General features: G+C 74.1%; 2 protein-coding genes. Both read left to right on the top strand.

All coding sequences use genetic code 11. The annotated features are described in order from the left end of the window. The first annotated feature begins 17 nt into the window (after nucleotides 1-17). Nucleotides 18-10,286 carry a type I polyketide synthase gene (locus BLV72_RS10955; protein WP_093461892.1) on the top strand — a complete coding sequence of 3,423 codons (10,269 nt, stop codon included), beginning with the start codon at nucleotides 18-20 and terminating at the stop codon, nucleotides 10,284-10,286. Further along, nucleotides 10,279-17,259, top strand: coding sequence for a type I polyketide synthase (locus BLV72_RS51495; protein WP_483153940.1), 6,981 nt, complete (start codon nucleotides 10,279-10,281; stop codon nucleotides 17,257-17,259). Before BLV72_RS10955 ends, BLV72_RS51495 begins: the two co-directional genes overlap by 8 nt. Nucleotides 17,260-17,287: the final 28 nt, after the last annotated feature.

Raw genomic sequence — 17,287 nt, 5'->3', positions numbered from 1 at the left:
CAGGAGGTGACGTTTCCGTGGCTAGCGCGAACGAAGAGAAGCTCCTCGACAATCTGAAGTGGATGACCACTGAGCTGCGCCGGGCCCGTCGCCGCCTGACCGAGGTGGAGGCGGACGCGCAGGAACCGATCGCGATCACCGCGATGAGCTGCCGGTTCCCCGGTGGCATCGGTTCGCCCGAGGATCTGTGGCAATTGGTCGCGGAGGGCGGTGACGCCATTTCCGGATTCCCCGCCGACCGCGGCTGGGACATCGAGGGGCTGGCCGATCCGGATCCCGACCGCAAGGGCACCTTCTACAACAGCGGCGGCGGATTCCTCGACGGCGCCGCCGAATTCGACCCCGCGTTCTTCGGTATTTCGCCGCGCGAGGCGCTCGCGATGGACCCGCAGCAGCGGCTGCTGCTGGAAACCTCCTGGGAGGTATTCGAGCGCGCGGGAATCGACCCGACCTCCGTCAAGGGCAGCCGCACCGGCGTTTATGTGGGCGCCTCGGCCATGGGCTATGGCTCGGACGTTTCGGGCGCGCCGGAGGAACTGGAGGGGCTGCTGCTCACCGGCGGCGCCACCAGTGTGCTCTCCGGCCGTATCGCCTACACCTTCGGGCTGGAGGGCCCGGCCGCCACGATCGACACGGCGTGCTCGTCGTCGCTGGTCGCCCTGCACTGGGCGGCCCAGGCGCTGCGGCAGCGCGAATGCTCGCTCGCCCTCGTCGGCGGCGTCACGGTGATGCCCAACCCGGACGTCTTCGTGGAGTTCAGCCGCCAGCGCGGCCTCGCCCCCGACGGCCGCTGCAAGTCCTTCGCCGCCTCGGCGGACGGCACCGGCTGGTCCGAGGGCGTCGGCGTGCTGCTGGTCGAGCGGCTCTCGGACGCGCGCAGGAACGGCCACCCGGTGCTGGCCGTGGTGCGCGGCAGCGCGGTGAACCAGGACGGTGCGTCCAACGGTCTGACCGCGCCGAACGGCCCCTCGCAGCGGCGCGTCATCCGCCAGGCCCTGGAGAACGCCCGGCTGTCCGCCGCCGAGATCGACGTCGTCGAGGCGCATGGCACCGGTACGACGCTGGGCGACCCGATCGAGGCGCAGGCGCTGCTGGCCACCTATGGCCAGGAGCGGCCCGAGGGCCGGCCGCTGTGGCTGGGCTCGCTCAAGTCCAACCTGGGCCACGCCCAGGCGGCGGCGGGTGTCGCGGGCGTCATCAAGATGGTCATGGCGATACGCCATGGCATCCTGCCCAAGACCCTCCACGTCGACCAGCCGTCCCCGACCGTCGACTGGTCGGCGGGCGAGGTGTCCCTGCTGACCGAGGCCCGTCCCTGGGACGAGACCGGCAGGCCGCGCCGGGCCGGTGTCTCGGCCTTCGGCGTGAGCGGCACCAACGCCCACACCATCCTGGAGCAGGCCCCCGAGCCGGAGGCCGAGGAGCCGTCGGCCACGGACGAGGACGCCACCCCGGCTCCGGTGGTCACCGCCACCGTGCTGCCGTGGCCCCTGTCCGCCGGGAACGCGGCCGCGCTGCGCGACAACGCCCGCCGCCTCGCCTCCCACCTCGGCCGCGAACCCGCCCTCGGCACCACCGATGTGGCCTACTCGCTGGCCACCGGCCGGGCGGCGCTGGAGCGCCGCGCGGTGGTCGTGGGCGAGGACCGCGCCGGGCTGCTGTCCGGGCTGGAAGCGCTGGCGCGGGGGGAGTCCGCGCCGGGGCTGGTCGAGGGCGTGGTTGCCGAGGGTGAGCTGGCGTTCCTGTTCACGGGGCAGGGGAGTCAGCGGCTGGGGATGGGGCGTGAGCTGTATGACGCCTATCCGGTGTTCGCCGAGGCGCTCGATGCGGTGTGTGCCGAGCTGGACCGGCATCTCGAGCGGCCTTTGAAGGACGTGCTGTTCGGGGACGATGCCGAGGCGCTCGACCAGACCGGTTTCACCCAGCCCGCGCTGTTCGCGGTCGAGGTGGCGCTGTTCCGTCTCGTCGAGGCGTGGGGTCTGAAGCCCGACTACCTGTCGGGGCATTCGATCGGTGAGCTGGCCGCCGCGCATGTGGCGGGGGTGTTGTCGCTCGCCGACGCGTCGAAGCTGGTGGCCGCGCGTGGCCGTCTGATGCAGGAGCTTCCGGCCGGTGGCGCGATGATCGCGGTGCAGGCGTCGGAGGACGAGGTGCTGCCGCTGCTGACCGAGCGGGTCAGCATCGCCGCGCTCAACGGGCCGACGTCCGTCGTCATCGCGGGTGATGAGGACGAGGCTGTCGCGATTGCGGCGGGCTTCGAGGCGCAGGGTCGGAAGACCAAGCGGCTCACCGTCAGCCACGCGTTCCACTCGCCGCGCATGGACGCCATGTTGGACGCGTTCCGGCAGGTGGCGCAGGGGCTGTCGTACGAGGCTCCGAAGATCCCGATCGTGTCGAATCTGACCGGTGGCGTGGTGTCCGCCGACCAGATCACGACCGCTGACTTCTGGGTGCGCCACGTCCGCGAGGCCGTCCGCTTCCTCGACGGTGTCCGCACCCTCGAGGCCAAGGGTGTCACCACGTTCGTCGAGCTGGGCCCGGACGGTGTGCTCACCGCGATGGCGCAGGAGTGTGTGACCGACTCCGCGTCGGACGCCGCGTTCCTCTCCGCGCTGCGCAAGGACCGTCCCGAGGCCGAGGCGCTGACCACGGCCGTGGCACGCGCGCAGGTGCGCGGTGTGACGGTGGACTGGGCCGGGTTCTTCGCCGGTCGGGGCGCGGAGCAGGTGGATCTGCCGACGTATGCCTTCCAGCATGAGCGGTTCTGGCTGGAGCCGGGCGCCGGGTCCGTCGGTGATGTGGCCTCCGTGGGGCTGGAGTTGGCCGGACACCCGCTGCTGGGTGCGGCGGTGCCGCTGGCGGAGACCGATGGGCTGGTGTTCACCGGTCGGCTGGGTGTGGATACCCATCCGTGGCTGGCCGACCATGTGGTGCGGGACACGGTGGTGCTGCCCGGCACCGCGTTCGTGGAGCTTGCCGTGCGCGCCGGTGACCAGGTCGGCTGCGATCTGCTCGACGAGCTGACCCTGCACGCCCCGCTGGTGCTGCCCGCACGCGGTGGCGTCCGGCTGCAGCTCACGGTGGGCGCGCCCGACGGCGCCGGACGGCGGTCCCTGACCGTGCTGTCCCGCGCGGAGGACGCCCCGGCCGAGGAGCCGTGGACGCGGCACGCCGACGGTGTGCTCGCCTCGGGCGCGCCCCGGCCGTCGTTCGCGCTGACCGCGTGGCCGCCGCAGGACGCCGAGGCGGCCCGTACCGAGGAGCTGTACGCGGCCCTCGCGGACGGCGGTCTGCGGTACGGCCCGGTGTTCCAGGGGCTCACGGCCGCCTGGCGGCGCGGGGACGAACTCTTCGCGGAGGTACGGCTGGACGAGTCCGCCGCCTCCGACGCGCAGGCGTACGGACTGCACCCGGCGCTGCTCGACTCGGCTCTCCACGCGCTCGGCATGGACGGCCTGGGCGACGGCGAGAGCCAGGGCGGGCGGCTGCCGTTCGCCTGGAGCGGTGTGTCGCTGTACGCGAGCGGCGCCTCGGCGCTGCGGGTGCGGCTGGTGCTGCGGGGCGCGGACGGGGTCCGGCTGGAGATCGCGGACTCGGCCGGTGCGCCGGTCGCCGCCGTGGACTCGCTGGTCCTGCGCGCCGTCTCGGCGGAGCAGGTGCGGGCCGCGCGGGCGGCGTACCACGAGTCGCTGTTCCGCGTGGAGTGGACCGAACTCCCGGCCGGAGCGGGCGCCGGCGCGCCCGGCGGCAGCCGGTGGGCGGTGCTCGGCGCGGACGCCCTCGGGCTCGCGGCCGCCGGTGCCGGTGCGTACGCGGACCTCACGGCGCTGGGCGAGGCCGTGGCGTCCGGGGCGGCCGTACCGGAGTACGTGTTCGTGACGCCGTCCACCGGAGGCGGCGACGAGGTGCCGGGCACGGTGCGTCGGGTCACGGCCGAGGCGCTGGGCCTGGCCCAGGCATGGCTGGCCGATGAGCGGTTCGCCACCTCGCGGCTGGTGTTCCTGACCCTGGGCGAAGGCGAGCCGGTGCGCGATCCGGCGCAGTCCGCGGTGTGGGGTCTGCTGCGCACGGCGCAGGCCGAGAACCCGGACCGCTTCGTCCTCCTGGACACCGACGGCCAGGACGCGTCGCTCGCGGCGCTTCCGGCCGCGCTGGCGGCGGGCGAGGAGCAGCTCGCCCTCCGTGCGGGCGTCGCGCGCATCCCGCGGCTGGCCAGGGTGCCGGTCGCGGAGGAGACGACGGCGGTTGCCTTCGACTCCGAGGGCACGGTGCTGGTCACCGGCGCCTCCGGTTCGCTGGGCGGTCTGGTGGCCCGGCATCTGGTGGCCGAGCGTGGCGTACGCCACCTCCTGCTGGTGAGCCGCCGTGGGCAGCAGGCCCCGGGTGCCGCCGAACTCGCCGACGAGCTCACCGAGTTGGGCGCCGACGTGGCGTGGGCGGCGTGCGATGTGGCGGACCGGGACGCGCTCGCCGCGACCCTCGCCGTCATCCCCGCCGAGCATCCGCTGACCGCGGTGGTGCACACCGCCGGTGTGCTGGACGACGGTGTGATCGGCTCCCTCACCCCCGAGCGCGTCGAAAACGTCATGCGCCCGAAGGTGGACGCGGCGTGGAACCTGCACGAGCTGACCCGCGACCTGGACCTGACGGCCTTCGTGCTGTTCTCCTCCGCCTCGGGCGTCTTCGGCACCCCCGGCCAGGGCAACTACGCGGCCGCCAACGCCTTCCTGGACACGCTCGCCGCACACCGCCGCGCCGAGAGCCTTCCGGCCGTCTCGCTGGCCTGGGGCCCCTGGGCGGGCGCCGGTATGGCCGGTGGCCTGGACGAGGCCGACATCAGCCGGATGCGGCGCGCCGGACTGCCGCCGCTGTCCCCGGCGGAGGGTCTGGCGCTCCTGGACGCCGCGCTCACCACGGACGAGGCGGTGCCGGTCCCGATGCGCGTGGACGCCGTGGCGCTGCGCGCCCAGGCCGCGGCGGGCGCGCTCGCGCCACTGCTGCGCGGGCTGATGCGGATCCCGGTGCGCCGCGCGGTGGACGCGGCCGCGGGCGGCGGTTCCGCGCTGGCGGAGCGGCTGGCCGGGCTGAGCGCGGCCGAACAGGACCGGCTGCTGCTGGACCTGGTCCGTACGCAGGTGGCGGCCGTCCTCGGCTATGCGGGCCCGCAGGCCGTCGAGGAGGGCCGGGCCTTCAAGGACCTGGGCTTCGACTCCCTGACCGCCGTCGAACTGCGCAATCTGCTGCGCGAGGCGACCGGGCTGCGGCTGCCGCCCACGCTCGTCTTCGACTACCCCACCTCGACCAGCCTGGCGGGCCATCTCCGCGAGGAGATCGTCGGGGACACGGCCGACGGAAACGTCCCCGACCGGGTGATCAGCACGGTGGACCGCGACGACCCGATCGCGATCGTCGCGATGAGCTGCCGTTTCCCCGGCGGTGTACGGTCGCCCGAGGAACTGTGGCAGCTCCTGGTCGCCGGTGACGACGCCATCACCCCGTTCCCCGCCGACCGCGGCTGGGACCTCGCCACCCTCTACAGCGACGACCCCGACCTCGAGGGCACCAGCTACACCCGCGAGGGTGGCTTCCTGCACGACGTGGCCGACTTCGACGCCTCGTTCTTCGGCATCTCGCCGCGCGAGGCCCTCGCGATGGACCCGCAGCAGCGGCTGCTGCTGGAGACCACCTGGGAGGCGTTCGAGCGGGCCGGGGTCGACCCCGCGTCCCTGCGCGGCAGCCGTACCGGTGTCTACATCGGCTCCAACGACCAGGACTATCTGACGCTGTGGCTGAACGAGCCGCAGGGCCTCGAAGGCCACCTCGGCACCGGCAACTCCTCCAGCGTGGCCTCCGGGCGGCTCTCCTACGCCTTCGGGCTCGAAGGCCCGGCGGTCACCATCGACACGGCCTGCTCGTCGTCGGTGGTGGCGCTGCACCTGGCCGCGCAGGCGCTGCGCAACGGCGAATGCTCGATGGCGCTGGCCGGCGCCGTCACGGTCATGTCGACTCCGGGCGCCTTCCTGGAGTTCAGCCGACAGCGCGGACTGGCCGCCGACGGCCGGATCAAGGCGTTCTCCGGTGACGCGGACGGCACCAACTGGGCCGAAGGCGTGGGCCTCTTCCTGGTGGAGCGGCTCTCCGACGCGCGCAAGAACGGCCATCCGGTGCTCGCCGTCCTGCGCTCCACCGCCATCAACCAGGACGGCGCGTCGAACGGTCTGACCGCGCCCAACGGCCCCTCCCAGCAGCGCGTCATCCGCCAGGCCCTCGCCAACGCCGGTCTGTCGGCCACCGACATCGACGTCGTGGAGGCCCACGGCACCGGTACGACGCTGGGCGACCCGATCGAGGCGCAGGCGCTGCTCGCCACCTACGGTCAGGACCGGCCCGAGGACCGGCCGCTGTGGCTGGGCTCGGTGAAGTCCAACATCGGCCACACCCAGGCCGTGGCGGGCGCCGCCGGCATCATGAAGATGGTCATGGCGATGCGGCACGGTGTGCTGCCGCGGACCCTGCACGTCAGCGAACCGACCCCGCACGTCGACTGGTCGGCGGGCGACATCGAGCTGCTGACCGAGGCCCGGCCCTGGCCGGAGACCGGCCGTCCGCGCCGCGCGGGCGTGTCGTCGTTCGGCTTCAGCGGCACCAACTCGCACGCGATCATCGAGCAGGCCCCGGCGATGGACACGGTCGCCACGACCGCTCCGGAGCGGTCCCTGCCCGTCCTCGCCTGGCCCGTCTCGGGCCGTACCGAGGACGCGCTACGGGCCCAGGCCGCACGGCTGCGCCCCACCGTGGACGCCTTCGTGGACGCCTTCGGGGAGACCGGCGCCGACGGTCCGCGCCCGCTCGACCTCGCCTACTCGCTGGCCACCTCCCGCGCCGCCCTGGAACACCGGGCCGTGGTGCTCGGCCGGGACGGCGGCCTCCTCGGCGAGCAGCTCGCGGCGCTGGCCGACGGGCGCGACGCCACGGGGCTCGTCGAGGGCTCGGTGACCGGTGGCAAGCTGGCCTTCCTCTTCACCGGGCAGGGCAGTCAGCGGCTGGGGATGGGGCGTGAGCTGTACGACGCCTATCCGGCGTTCGCCGAGGCGCTGGACGCGGTCTGCGCGGAGCTGGACGCCCATCTTGAACGGCCCTTGAAGAACGTGCTGTTCGGGGACGACGCCGAGGCGCTCGACCGGACCGGTTTCACCCAGCCCGCACTGTTCGCCATCGAGGTGGCGTTGTTCCGGCTGGTGGAGGCGTGGGGGCTGAAGGCGGACTTCCTGTCGGGCCATTCGATCGGTGAGCTGGCGGCCGCGCATGTGGCGGGTGTGTTGTCGCTGGCGGATGCGTCGAAGTTGGTGGCGGCTCGTGGGCGGTTGATGCAGGAGCTGCCCGCCGGTGGCGCGATGATCGCCGTCGAGGCGTCGGAGGACGAGGTGACGCCGCTGCTCGGCGAGCGCGTCTCGATCGCCGCGCTCAACGGGCCGACGTCGGTGGTCATCGCGGGTGACGAGGACGCGGTGCTGCAGATCGCGGCGGGCTTCGAGGCGCAGGGTCGTAAGACGAAGCGGCTCACCGTCAGCCACGCGTTCCACTCGCCGCGCATGGACGGGATGCTGGAGGCGTTCCGTGAGGTGGCGCAGGGTCTGTCGTACGAGGCCCCGCGCATCCCGATCGTCTCCAACCTCACCGGCGCCATCGTCTCCGCCGAGGAGATCACCAGCCCCGACTTCTGGGTGCGCCACGTCCGCGAGGCGGTCCGCTTCCTCGACGGCGTACGGGCGTTGGAAGCCCAGGGCGTCACCACCTTCGTGGAGCTGGGCCCCGACGGCGTGCTCACCGCCATGGCCCAGGAGTGCGTCAGCGACGCCGAGGTGGCGGGCTTCGCCGCCGCGCTGCGCAAGGACCGTCCCGAGGCCGAGACCGCCACCACCGCGCTCGCCCAGGCGTATGTCCGGGGCGCCGAGGTGGACTGGTCCGGGTACTTCGCCGGGACCGGCGCACAGCGCGTCGACCTGCCGACCTACGCGTTCCAGCGCCGCCGCTACTGGCCGGAGTTCGCCCTGGAGGCCGGGTCCCCGGCCGAGGGCGCGGTGGACGCGGTGGACGCGCGGTTCTGGGAGGCCGTGGAGCGCGAGGACTGGGAGTCGCTCGCCACCGAGCTGCGGGTCGAGGGCGACCAGCCGCTCAGCGCGGTGCTGCCCGCCCTGTCGACGTGGCGCCGTGCCCAGCGCGAGCGGTCCGCCGCCGATGGCCACCTCTACAACGTGGTGTGGAAGCCGCGTCCGCAGGGCCCGTCGGGCTCCCCGGCCCCGGCCGGCACCTGGCTGACCATCGTCCCCGCGCACCACGCCGACGACCCGCGGATCACCGCCGTGGCCGAGGATCTGACGCGGCGCGGGGTGCGGATCGTCAGCGTCGAACTGGACGCCGCGGACACCGACCCCGCGGCCGTGGCCGACCGCCTCGCCCAGGCGACGGCCGACGGCCCGGTGGCCGGAGTGCTCTCCCTGCTGGCGCTGGACGAGCGCCCGCACCCGGAGCATCCGGCGGTGCCGGTCGGCCTCGCGCTGACCGGTGCGCTGGCCGAGGCGCTGGCGCTGCGCGGCGAGGACGCCCCGGCGCGGCTGTGGTGCGTCACCCGGGGCGCGGTCGCGACCGGTGGCGCCGACCGGCTGGACAGCGCCACCCAGGCCCAGGTCTGGGGCTACGGCCGGGTCGTCGCCCTGGAGCAGCCCGAGCGCTGGGGCGGTCTGGTCGACCTGCCGGAGACAGTGGACGAGCGGGCGCTGGGCCGGCTCGCGGCCGTGCTCGCCGGGGCCGACGACGAGGACCAAGTGGCGATCCGCGCCACCGGGGTCTTCGTACGCCGCCTCGTCCCGGCCCCGCGCGACGCGGCCACCGCCGCCGCCGAGCCCTGGACACCGCGCGGCACCGTGCTGGTGACCGGCGGCACCGGCGCCCTGGGGCGGCATGTCGCCCGCTGGCTGGCCCACCACGGCGCGGAGCGCCTGGTGCTGCTCAGCCGCCGGGGCCCCGACGCGCCGGGCGCGGCCGAGATCGTGGCCGAACTGTCCGGCACCGACACCGCCGTGACCGTCGAGGCATGCGATGTGGCCGACCGCGACGCGCTCGCCGCGCTCGTGGAGAAGCTGGCGGCCAACGGCACCCCGGTACGCGCCGTGGTGCACTCGGCCGGGATCTCCCAGGAGCCCGGCACCGCCACCGAACTCCCCGAGTTCGCCCGGATCGTGGCGGCCAAGACGACCGGGGCGGTCCACCTCGACGCCCTCTTCGGCGAGGCCGCCGAGCTGGACGCCTTCGTGCTGTTCTCCTCGATCGCCGGGGTGTGGGGCAGCGGTGGCCAGGGCGCTTACGCGGCCGGAAACGCCTTCCTCGACGCGCTGGCCGAACAGCGCCGGGCCCGCGGTCTCACCGCCACCTCCGTGGCCTGGGGCCCGTGGGCGGAGGGCGGGATGGCCGCCGAGGGCGACGCGGAGGAGCAGTTGCGCCGCCGTGGACTGCCGCCGATGGCACCGGAGCTGAACATGGTCGCCTTCCAGCGGGTGCTCTCCCGCCAGGAGACCGCCGTGACGGTGGCCGATGTCGACTGGGAGCGTTTCGCCCCGGCCTTCACCGCCGCCCGCCCCCGCCCGCTGATCGACGATCTGCCGCAGGTCGCCAAGGCCCTGCGGGGCGGCGCCGAGGGCGGATCGGCGGACCCGGCGGCGGCCGACGGCGCCTCCGCGCTGCGCGAGCGGCTCGCCGGACTGGCCGTGGCCGACCGTAAGGACGCGGTGCTGGAGGTGGTCCGCAGCCATGTGGCCACCGCCCTCGGCCATGCCTCCGCCGACGAGGTCGGGGCCGGACGCGCCTTCAGCGAGCTGGGCTTCGACTCGCTCACCGCGGTCGAACTGCGCACCCGGCTCGGCGCGACCACCGGCCTCAAGCTGCCCGCCAGCCTGGTCTACGACTATCCGACACCGGCCGCGCTCGCCGAGCATCTGCTGACCGAGCTGATCCCGGACGGACCGGGCCACGGCCCCGGCGACGCCCCCGCCCATGTGGACACCGATCCGCAGGACGCCGAGCTGCGCCGCACCCTGGCCACCATCCCGATGGGCCGGATCCGGGAGGCGGGGCTGCTGGACACGCTGCTCCGGCTGGCCGATCCACAAGCAGCCACTTCCGATCCCAGCCGCGTCGAGGACGAGGCGGAGTCCATCGACGAGATGGACGTCCAGCACCTCATCGACATGGCGCTCGACCTCGACAGCCTCGACGGCAACGATTCCTGACGCGGGCCCAAGCACGGAGTACACGATGACAACCCCCAACGAAAAGCTCGTTGATGCGCTGCGGGCCTCGCTGAAGGAAACCGAGCGGCTGCGGAAGCAGAACCAGCAGCTCACCGACGCGTCCCGGGAACCGATCGCGATCGTCGGCATGAGCTGCCGGTTCCCCGGCGGCGTCGGCAGCCCCGAGGAGCTGTGGCGGCTCGTCGCGGACGGCCAGGACGCCATCTCCGGCTTCCCCACCGACCGCGGCTGGGACATCGAGTCGCTGTACGACCCGGACCCGGAGCGCGAGGGCACGTTCTACGCCCGCGGGGGCGGCTTCCTGTACGACGCGAGCCGGTTCGACCCGGGCTTCTTCGGCATCTCGCCGCGTGAGGCGCTCGCCATGGACCCGCAGCAGCGGCTGCTGCTGGAGACCTCCTGGGAGGCGTTCGAGCGGGCCGGGATCGACCCGGACACCATGCGCGGCTCGCGCACCGGCGTGTTCGTCGGCGCGTCCACGCAGGCGTACGGGGCGGGGGAGTACGACCTCCCGGAGGGTGTCGAGGGCCATCTGCTCACCGGCACCGCCTCCAGCGTCGCCTCCGGGCGGCTCTCCTACGCCTTCGGGCTCGAGGGCCCGGCGGCCACCATCGACACCGCCTGCTCGTCCTCCTCGGTCGCACTGCACCTGGCGGTCCAGGCGCTGCGGCAGAGCGAGTGCTCGCTGGCGCTGGCGGCGGGCGCGACCGTGCTGTCCTCCCCGGATGTGTTCGTGGAGTTCAGCCGTCAGCGCGGACTCTCCGCCGACGGCCGCTGCAAGTCCTTCGCCGCCTCGGCGGACGGCACCGGCTGGTCCGAGGGTGTCGCGGTGCTGCTGGTCGAGCGGCTGTCGGACGCGCGGCGCAACGGTCACCCGGTGCTCGCGGTGGTGCGCGGCAGCGCCGTGAACCAGGACGGCGCCTCCAACGGCCTGACCGCGCCGAACGGGCCCTCGCAGCGGCGCGTCATCCGGCAGGCCCTGGAGAACGCCCGTCTCACCCCCGCCGACGTGGACGCGGTGGAGGCCCATGGCACCGGCACCACGCTGGGCGACCCCATCGAGGCACAGGCCCTCCTCTCCACCTACGGCAAGGAGCGGCCGGAGGGGCGGCCGCTGTGGCTCGGCTCGCTGAAGTCGAACATCGGCCACACCCAGAACGTCGCCGGTATCGGCGGCATCATCAAGATGGTCATGGCGATGCGGCACGGGGTGCTGCCGCGGACGCTGCACGTGGACGAGCCCACCCCGCATGTCGACTGGTCGGCGGGAGAGGTGTCCCTGCTGACCGAGGCGCGGCCGTGGCCCGAGACCGGCCGGCCGCGCCGGGCGGGCGTCTCGTCGTTCGGTGTGAGCGGGACCAACGTCCACACCATCATCGAGCAGGCGCCGGAAGCCGAAGCGGCGGAGGCTGCTTCGGCTCCTGTCGTGGTTCCGGCTGTGGTGCCGTGGGTGCTGTCGGGGCGGGGCGCGGCCGCGCTGCGGGACCAGGCCGAGCGGCTGGTCGCGCATGTGGAGGCGGGTGGCGAGCTGCGTCCGGTGGACGTGGGGTTCTCGCTGGCGACCGGGCGGTCCGCCTTTGAACACCGTGCGGTGGTGGTGGCCGAGGACCGGGATGGGCTGCTCGCTGGTCTGGGTGCCCTGGTCGAGGGCCGTGGTGCGCCGGGTGTGGTCGAGGGCTCGGTGGCCGGTGGCAAGGTGGCGTTCCTGTTCACCGGGCAGGGGAGTCAGCGGCTGGGGATGGGGCGTGAGCTCTACCAGGCGTATCCGGTGTTCGCGGAGGCGCTGGACGCGGTGTGCGCGGAGCTGGACGCGCATCTGGAGCGGCCGCTGCGGGATGTGTTGTTCGGGGATGACGCCGAGGCGCTGGATCAGACGGGGTTCACTCAGCCGGCGTTGTTCGCGGTTGAGGTGGCGTTGTTCCGTCTCGTTGAGGCGTGGGGTCTGAAGCCGGACTTCCTGTCGGGGCATTCGATCGGTGAGCTGGCGGCCGCGCATGTGGCGGGTGTGTTGTCGCTGGCGGACGCGGCGAAGCTGGTGGCGGCGCGTGGCCGTTTGATGCAGGAACTGCCTGCCGGCGGCGCGATGATCGCGGTGCAGGCGTCCGAGGACGAGGTGGCGCCGCTGCTGACCGAGCGGGTGTCGATCGCCGCGCTCAACGGGCCCACTTCCGTGGTGATCGCGGGTGATGAGGACGAGGCTGTCGCGATTGCGGCGGGCTTCGAGGCGCGGGGCCGTAAGACCAAGCGGCTCACGGTCAGCCACGCCTTCCACTCCCCGCGCATGGACGGGATGCTGGACGCGTTCCGTGAGGTGGCGGAGGGGCTGACGTACGAGGCCCCGCGCATCCCCATCGTCTCCAACCTCACCGGGAATGTCGTCTCCGCCGAGGAGATCACGACCGCCGACTTCTGGGTGCGTCACGTCCGCGAGGCCGTCCGTTTCCTCGATGGCATACGGACGCTTGAGGCGCAGAACGTCTCCACCTTCATCGAGCTGGGCCCCGACGGTGTGCTCACCGCCATGGCCCAGGACTGCGCGACCGGCGAGGACGCCGCGTTCCTCTCCGGGCTGCGCAAGGACCGTCCCGAGGCCGAGGCGCTGACCACGGCCGTCGCCCGGGCCCACGTCCGTGGCGTGGCGCCGGACTGGGCCGCGTACTTCGCCGGGACCGGCGCGGTTCGGGTCGACCTGCCGACGTATGCCTTCCAGCACGAGCGGTTCTGGCTGGAGCCGGGTGCGGCGTCCGTGGGTGATGTGGCCGCCGTCGGGCTGGAGTTGGCCGGACACCCGCTGCTGGGTGCGGCGGTGCCGCTGGCGGAGTCCGATGGGCTCGTCTTCACGGGACGACTCGGCCTCGACACCCATCCGTGGCTGGCCGATCACACGGTCCGGGATGCGGTGGTGGTCCCGGGCTCGGCGTTTGTGGAGCTTGCCGTCCGGGCCGGTGACCAGGTCGGTTGCGATCTGCTCGATGAGCTGACCCTGCACGCCCCGCTGGTGCTGCCCGCACGCGGTGGCGTCCGGCTGCAGGTCACCGCCGGTGCGCCGGACGACGCCGGGCGTCGTCCGTTCACCGTCTCCTCCCGTCCGGAGGACGCCGCCGCCGACACGGCGTGGGTGCGGAACGCGAGCGGTGCGCTCGCCTCCGGCGCCCCCAACCCGTCGTTCGACCTGGCCGAGTGGCCGCCGACCGCCGCCGAGGCGATCGAGCCCGACGCGCTCTACGCCCGGCTGACCGAGGCCGGGCTGCGCCACGGGCCGGGGTTCCAGGGGCTCACGGCCGCCTGGCGGCGCGGGGACGTACTCTTCGCCGAGGTCCGGCTGGACGACGACGCCAAGCCCGGCGCCGAAGAGTTCGCCGTGCACCCGGCGCTGCTGGACGCCGCCCTGCACGCACTCCACGGCCGTGAGGGCGCCCAACTGACCGATGCCTGGCAGGGCGTCCGGCTGTACGCCGAGGGCGCGTCCGCGCTGCGCGTACGGATCGCTCCCGCCGGAACCGACACCGTGACCCTGGCGCTCGCCGACGCCACGGGCGAGCCGGTCGCCGCCGTTGACGCCCTGCGCTGCCGTCCGCTCCCCGACGACCTCACCGGCGACGCGGACGTGGCGCGGCAGAGCCTGTTCCGGCTCGACTGGGTGGCCCCGCAGGCCACCTCCGCCGGTCCGGATGCCGCCACCCGCCGTATCGCCCTGGGCGAGGACCCGTTCGGTCTTGTCCCGGCCGCAGTGGCCGCCGCCTCCGCCCCCGACCTGGCCGCGCTGGGCGCGTCCGTCGAGGCGGGCGACATCGCCGCCCCGGAGCTGGTCCTCGCGTCCTTCGCGCCCGCACCCGGCGGCCCGGACGAGGACGTGGCCGAGGCCGCGCACCGGGAGGCGCGGCGTGCGCTGGCCCTGGTGCGGGACTGGCTGGCCGACGAGCGGTTCGCCGATGCGCGCCTGGTGGTGGTCACCCGGGGCGCGATGGCCGCCGATGCCGAGGAGGGCGTCACCGATCTGGTGCACGCGCCGCTGTGGGGTCTGGTGCGCTCCGCCGAGACCGAGAACCCCGGCCGCTTCGTCCTCGTGGACGTTGATGAGACCGCTGACACCTCCGCCGACGCGCTCTCCGACGCCCTGGCCACCGGGGAGCCGGAGCTCGCCCTGCGCGCGGGCCGGGCCCTCGCGCCCCGGCTGGCCCGCGCCTCGGCGCCGGACAACGACACGCAGGCCGCCCCGGCGTTCGACGCCGACGGCACCGTGCTCATCACCGGCGGCACCGGCGCCCTGGGCCGGCTGCTCGCCCGCCACCTGGTCGCCGAGCACGGCGTACGCCACCTGCTGCTGACCAGCCGCCGTGGCGCGGACGCCGACGGCGCCACCGAGCTGGCCGCCGAACTCCGTGAGCGCGGCGCCGAGGTCGCCCTCGCCGCCTGTGACACCGCGGACCGCGACGCCCTCGCCGCGACCCTGGCCGCCATTCCGGCCGAGCATCCGCTGACGGCCGTCGTGCACACCGCCGGTGTGCTGGACGACGGCACGGCCGCCGCCCTGACGCCCGAGCAGTTGGAGCGGGTGCTGCGTCCGAAGGTGGACGCGGCCTGGAACCTGCACGAGCTGACGCGCGACCTCGACCTGTCCGCGTTCGTGCTGTTCTCCGCCATCGCGGGCACGCTGGGCGGCGCGGGCCAGGCCAACTACGCCGCGGCCAACGTCTTCCTCGACGCGCTCGCCGCCCACCGCCACGCGGCGGGCCTGCCCGCCACCTCGCTGGTGTGGGGCCTGTGGGCCCAGTCCGGCGGTATCACCGGCGATCTGACCGAGACCGATCTGCTGCGGCTGGCCCGCAGCGGAATGGGCGCCCTCACCGACGACGAGGGCATGGCGCTCTTCGACGCCGCCCGCCGCACCGGCCGGACCCTGCTGATCCCGGCCCGGCTCGACCTCGCGGCACTGCGCTCCGCCGCCGGATCCGGCCCGGTCCCGGCGCTGCTGCGCGGGCTGATCCGCACGACCGGCCGGCGCACCGCCGCGGGCGCGCCGGCCGCCGGTTCGTCCCTGGCCCAGCGGTTGCACGCGCTCTCCCCGAACGAGCGCCGCCGGACGCTGCTCGACCTCGTCCGCGGCCATGTGGCCACGGCCCTCGGCCACGCCTCCGCCGACGCCATCGAGGCCCGCCGCGCCTTCAAGGAGCTGGGCTTCGACTCGCTCACCGCCGTCGAACTGCGCAACCGGCTCTCCGCCGCCACCGGGCTCAAGCTGCCCTCCACGATCGTCTTCGACCACCCGAACCCCACCGTCCTCGCCGACCATCTGCGCGCCGAACTCATCGGCCCGGACGTCGACGGGGCCGAGGCCGAGCACGCGGAGGCGCTCCCCGCCACCGCCGCCTCCCTCGCCGACGACCCGATCGCCATCGTCGCGATGGGCTGCCGCTACCCCGGCGACGTCCGCTCGCCCGAGGACCTGTGGCAGCTCGTGGCCACCGGCTCGGACGCCATCACCGGATTCCCCGTCAACCGCAACTGGGAGAGCCAGTGGGCGGCGGACGGCGACGAGGCCGACGCGGCCCCGTCCGATTACGCCCGCGCCGGTGGCTTCCTGCACGACGCGGACCTCTTCGACGCCTCGTTCTTCGGCATCTCGCCGCGTGAGGCCCTCGCGATGGACCCGCAGCAGCGGCTGCTGCTGGAGACGTCGTGGGAGGTGTTCGAGCGCGCCGGGATCGACCCCGACTCGCTGCGTGGCCGCTCCGTCGGCGTGTTCGTGGGGGCGGCCTACAGCGGCTACGACGCGGGCCTGGAGCAGGCCGGCGCGGAGGTCGCGGGCCATGTGATGACGGGCAACGCGGGCAGCGTCATGTCCGGCCGTATCGCCTACGCCCTCGGTCTTGAGGGCCCGGCGGTCACCGTCGACACGGCGTGTTCGTCGTCGCTGGTGGCGCTGCACTGGGCGATCCAGGCGCTGCGCCAGGGCGAGTGCACGATGGCGCTCGCGGGCGGTGTCACCGTGATGACGACGCCCGGCCACTTCACCGAGTTCGGCCGCCAGGGCGGCCTGGCCGCCGACGGCCGCTGCAAGGCGTTCGCAGCCGGTGCGGACGGCACCGGCTGGGGCGAGGGCGTCGGCATGCTGCTCGTGGAGCGGCTGTCGGACGCCCGGCGCCACGGCCACCAGGTGCTGGCCGTCGTGCGCGGCTCGGCCGTCAACCAGGACGGTGCGTCGAACGGTCTGACGGCGCCGAACGGCCCGTCCCAGCAGCGCGTCATCCGCAAGGCGCTGACCAGCGCCGGGCTGACCAGCGGCGATGTGGACGTGGTCGAGGCACACGGCACCGGTACGACGCTGGGCGACCCGATCGAGGCGCAGGCGCTGCTGGCCACCTACGGTCAGGAGCGGGACGCGGGGCGGCCGTTGTGGCTCGGCTCCATCAAGTCCAACATCGGCCACTCCCAGGCCGCGGCCGGTGTCGCGGGCATCATCAAGATGGTGATGGCGATGCGGCACGGTGTGCTGCCGCAGACGCTGCACGTGGACGAGCCGTCGCCGCACGTCGACTGGACGGCCGGGGACATCGCGCTGCTGACGCAGGCGCAGGAGTGGCCCGAGACCGGCCGCGCGCGCCGTGCCGCGGTGTCCTCGTTCGGCATCAGCGGCACCAACGCCCACACCATCATCGAGCAGGCCCCGGCCATCACGGCCGAACCGGTGGCGGAGGAGCCCGAGCGGGGCGGCTCCGATGTGCTGCCGTACGCGCTCTCCGCCAAGGGCACCGACGCCCTGCGGGCCCAGGCCGAGCGGCTCCACGCCCATCTGACCGCGCACTCCGACCTCGCACCGGCCGACGTCGCCCACACCTTGGTCACCGGCCGCGCCGCGCTCGACCACCGCGCGGTGCTCGTCGCGGACGGCCGGGACGACCTGCTGCGCGGCCTCGACGCACTGGCGCGGGGGAGTCCGCGCCGGGGCTGATCGAGGGTGCGGTCGCCGAGGGTGAGCT

Source organism: Streptomyces melanosporofaciens, from assembly GCF_900105695.1.
Lineage (GTDB): Bacteria > Actinomycetota > Actinomycetes > Streptomycetales > Streptomycetaceae > Streptomyces > Streptomyces antimycoticus.
Note: the sequence above shows the minus strand (reverse complement) of the source record. Positions and strands in the feature narration are given on the sequence as shown.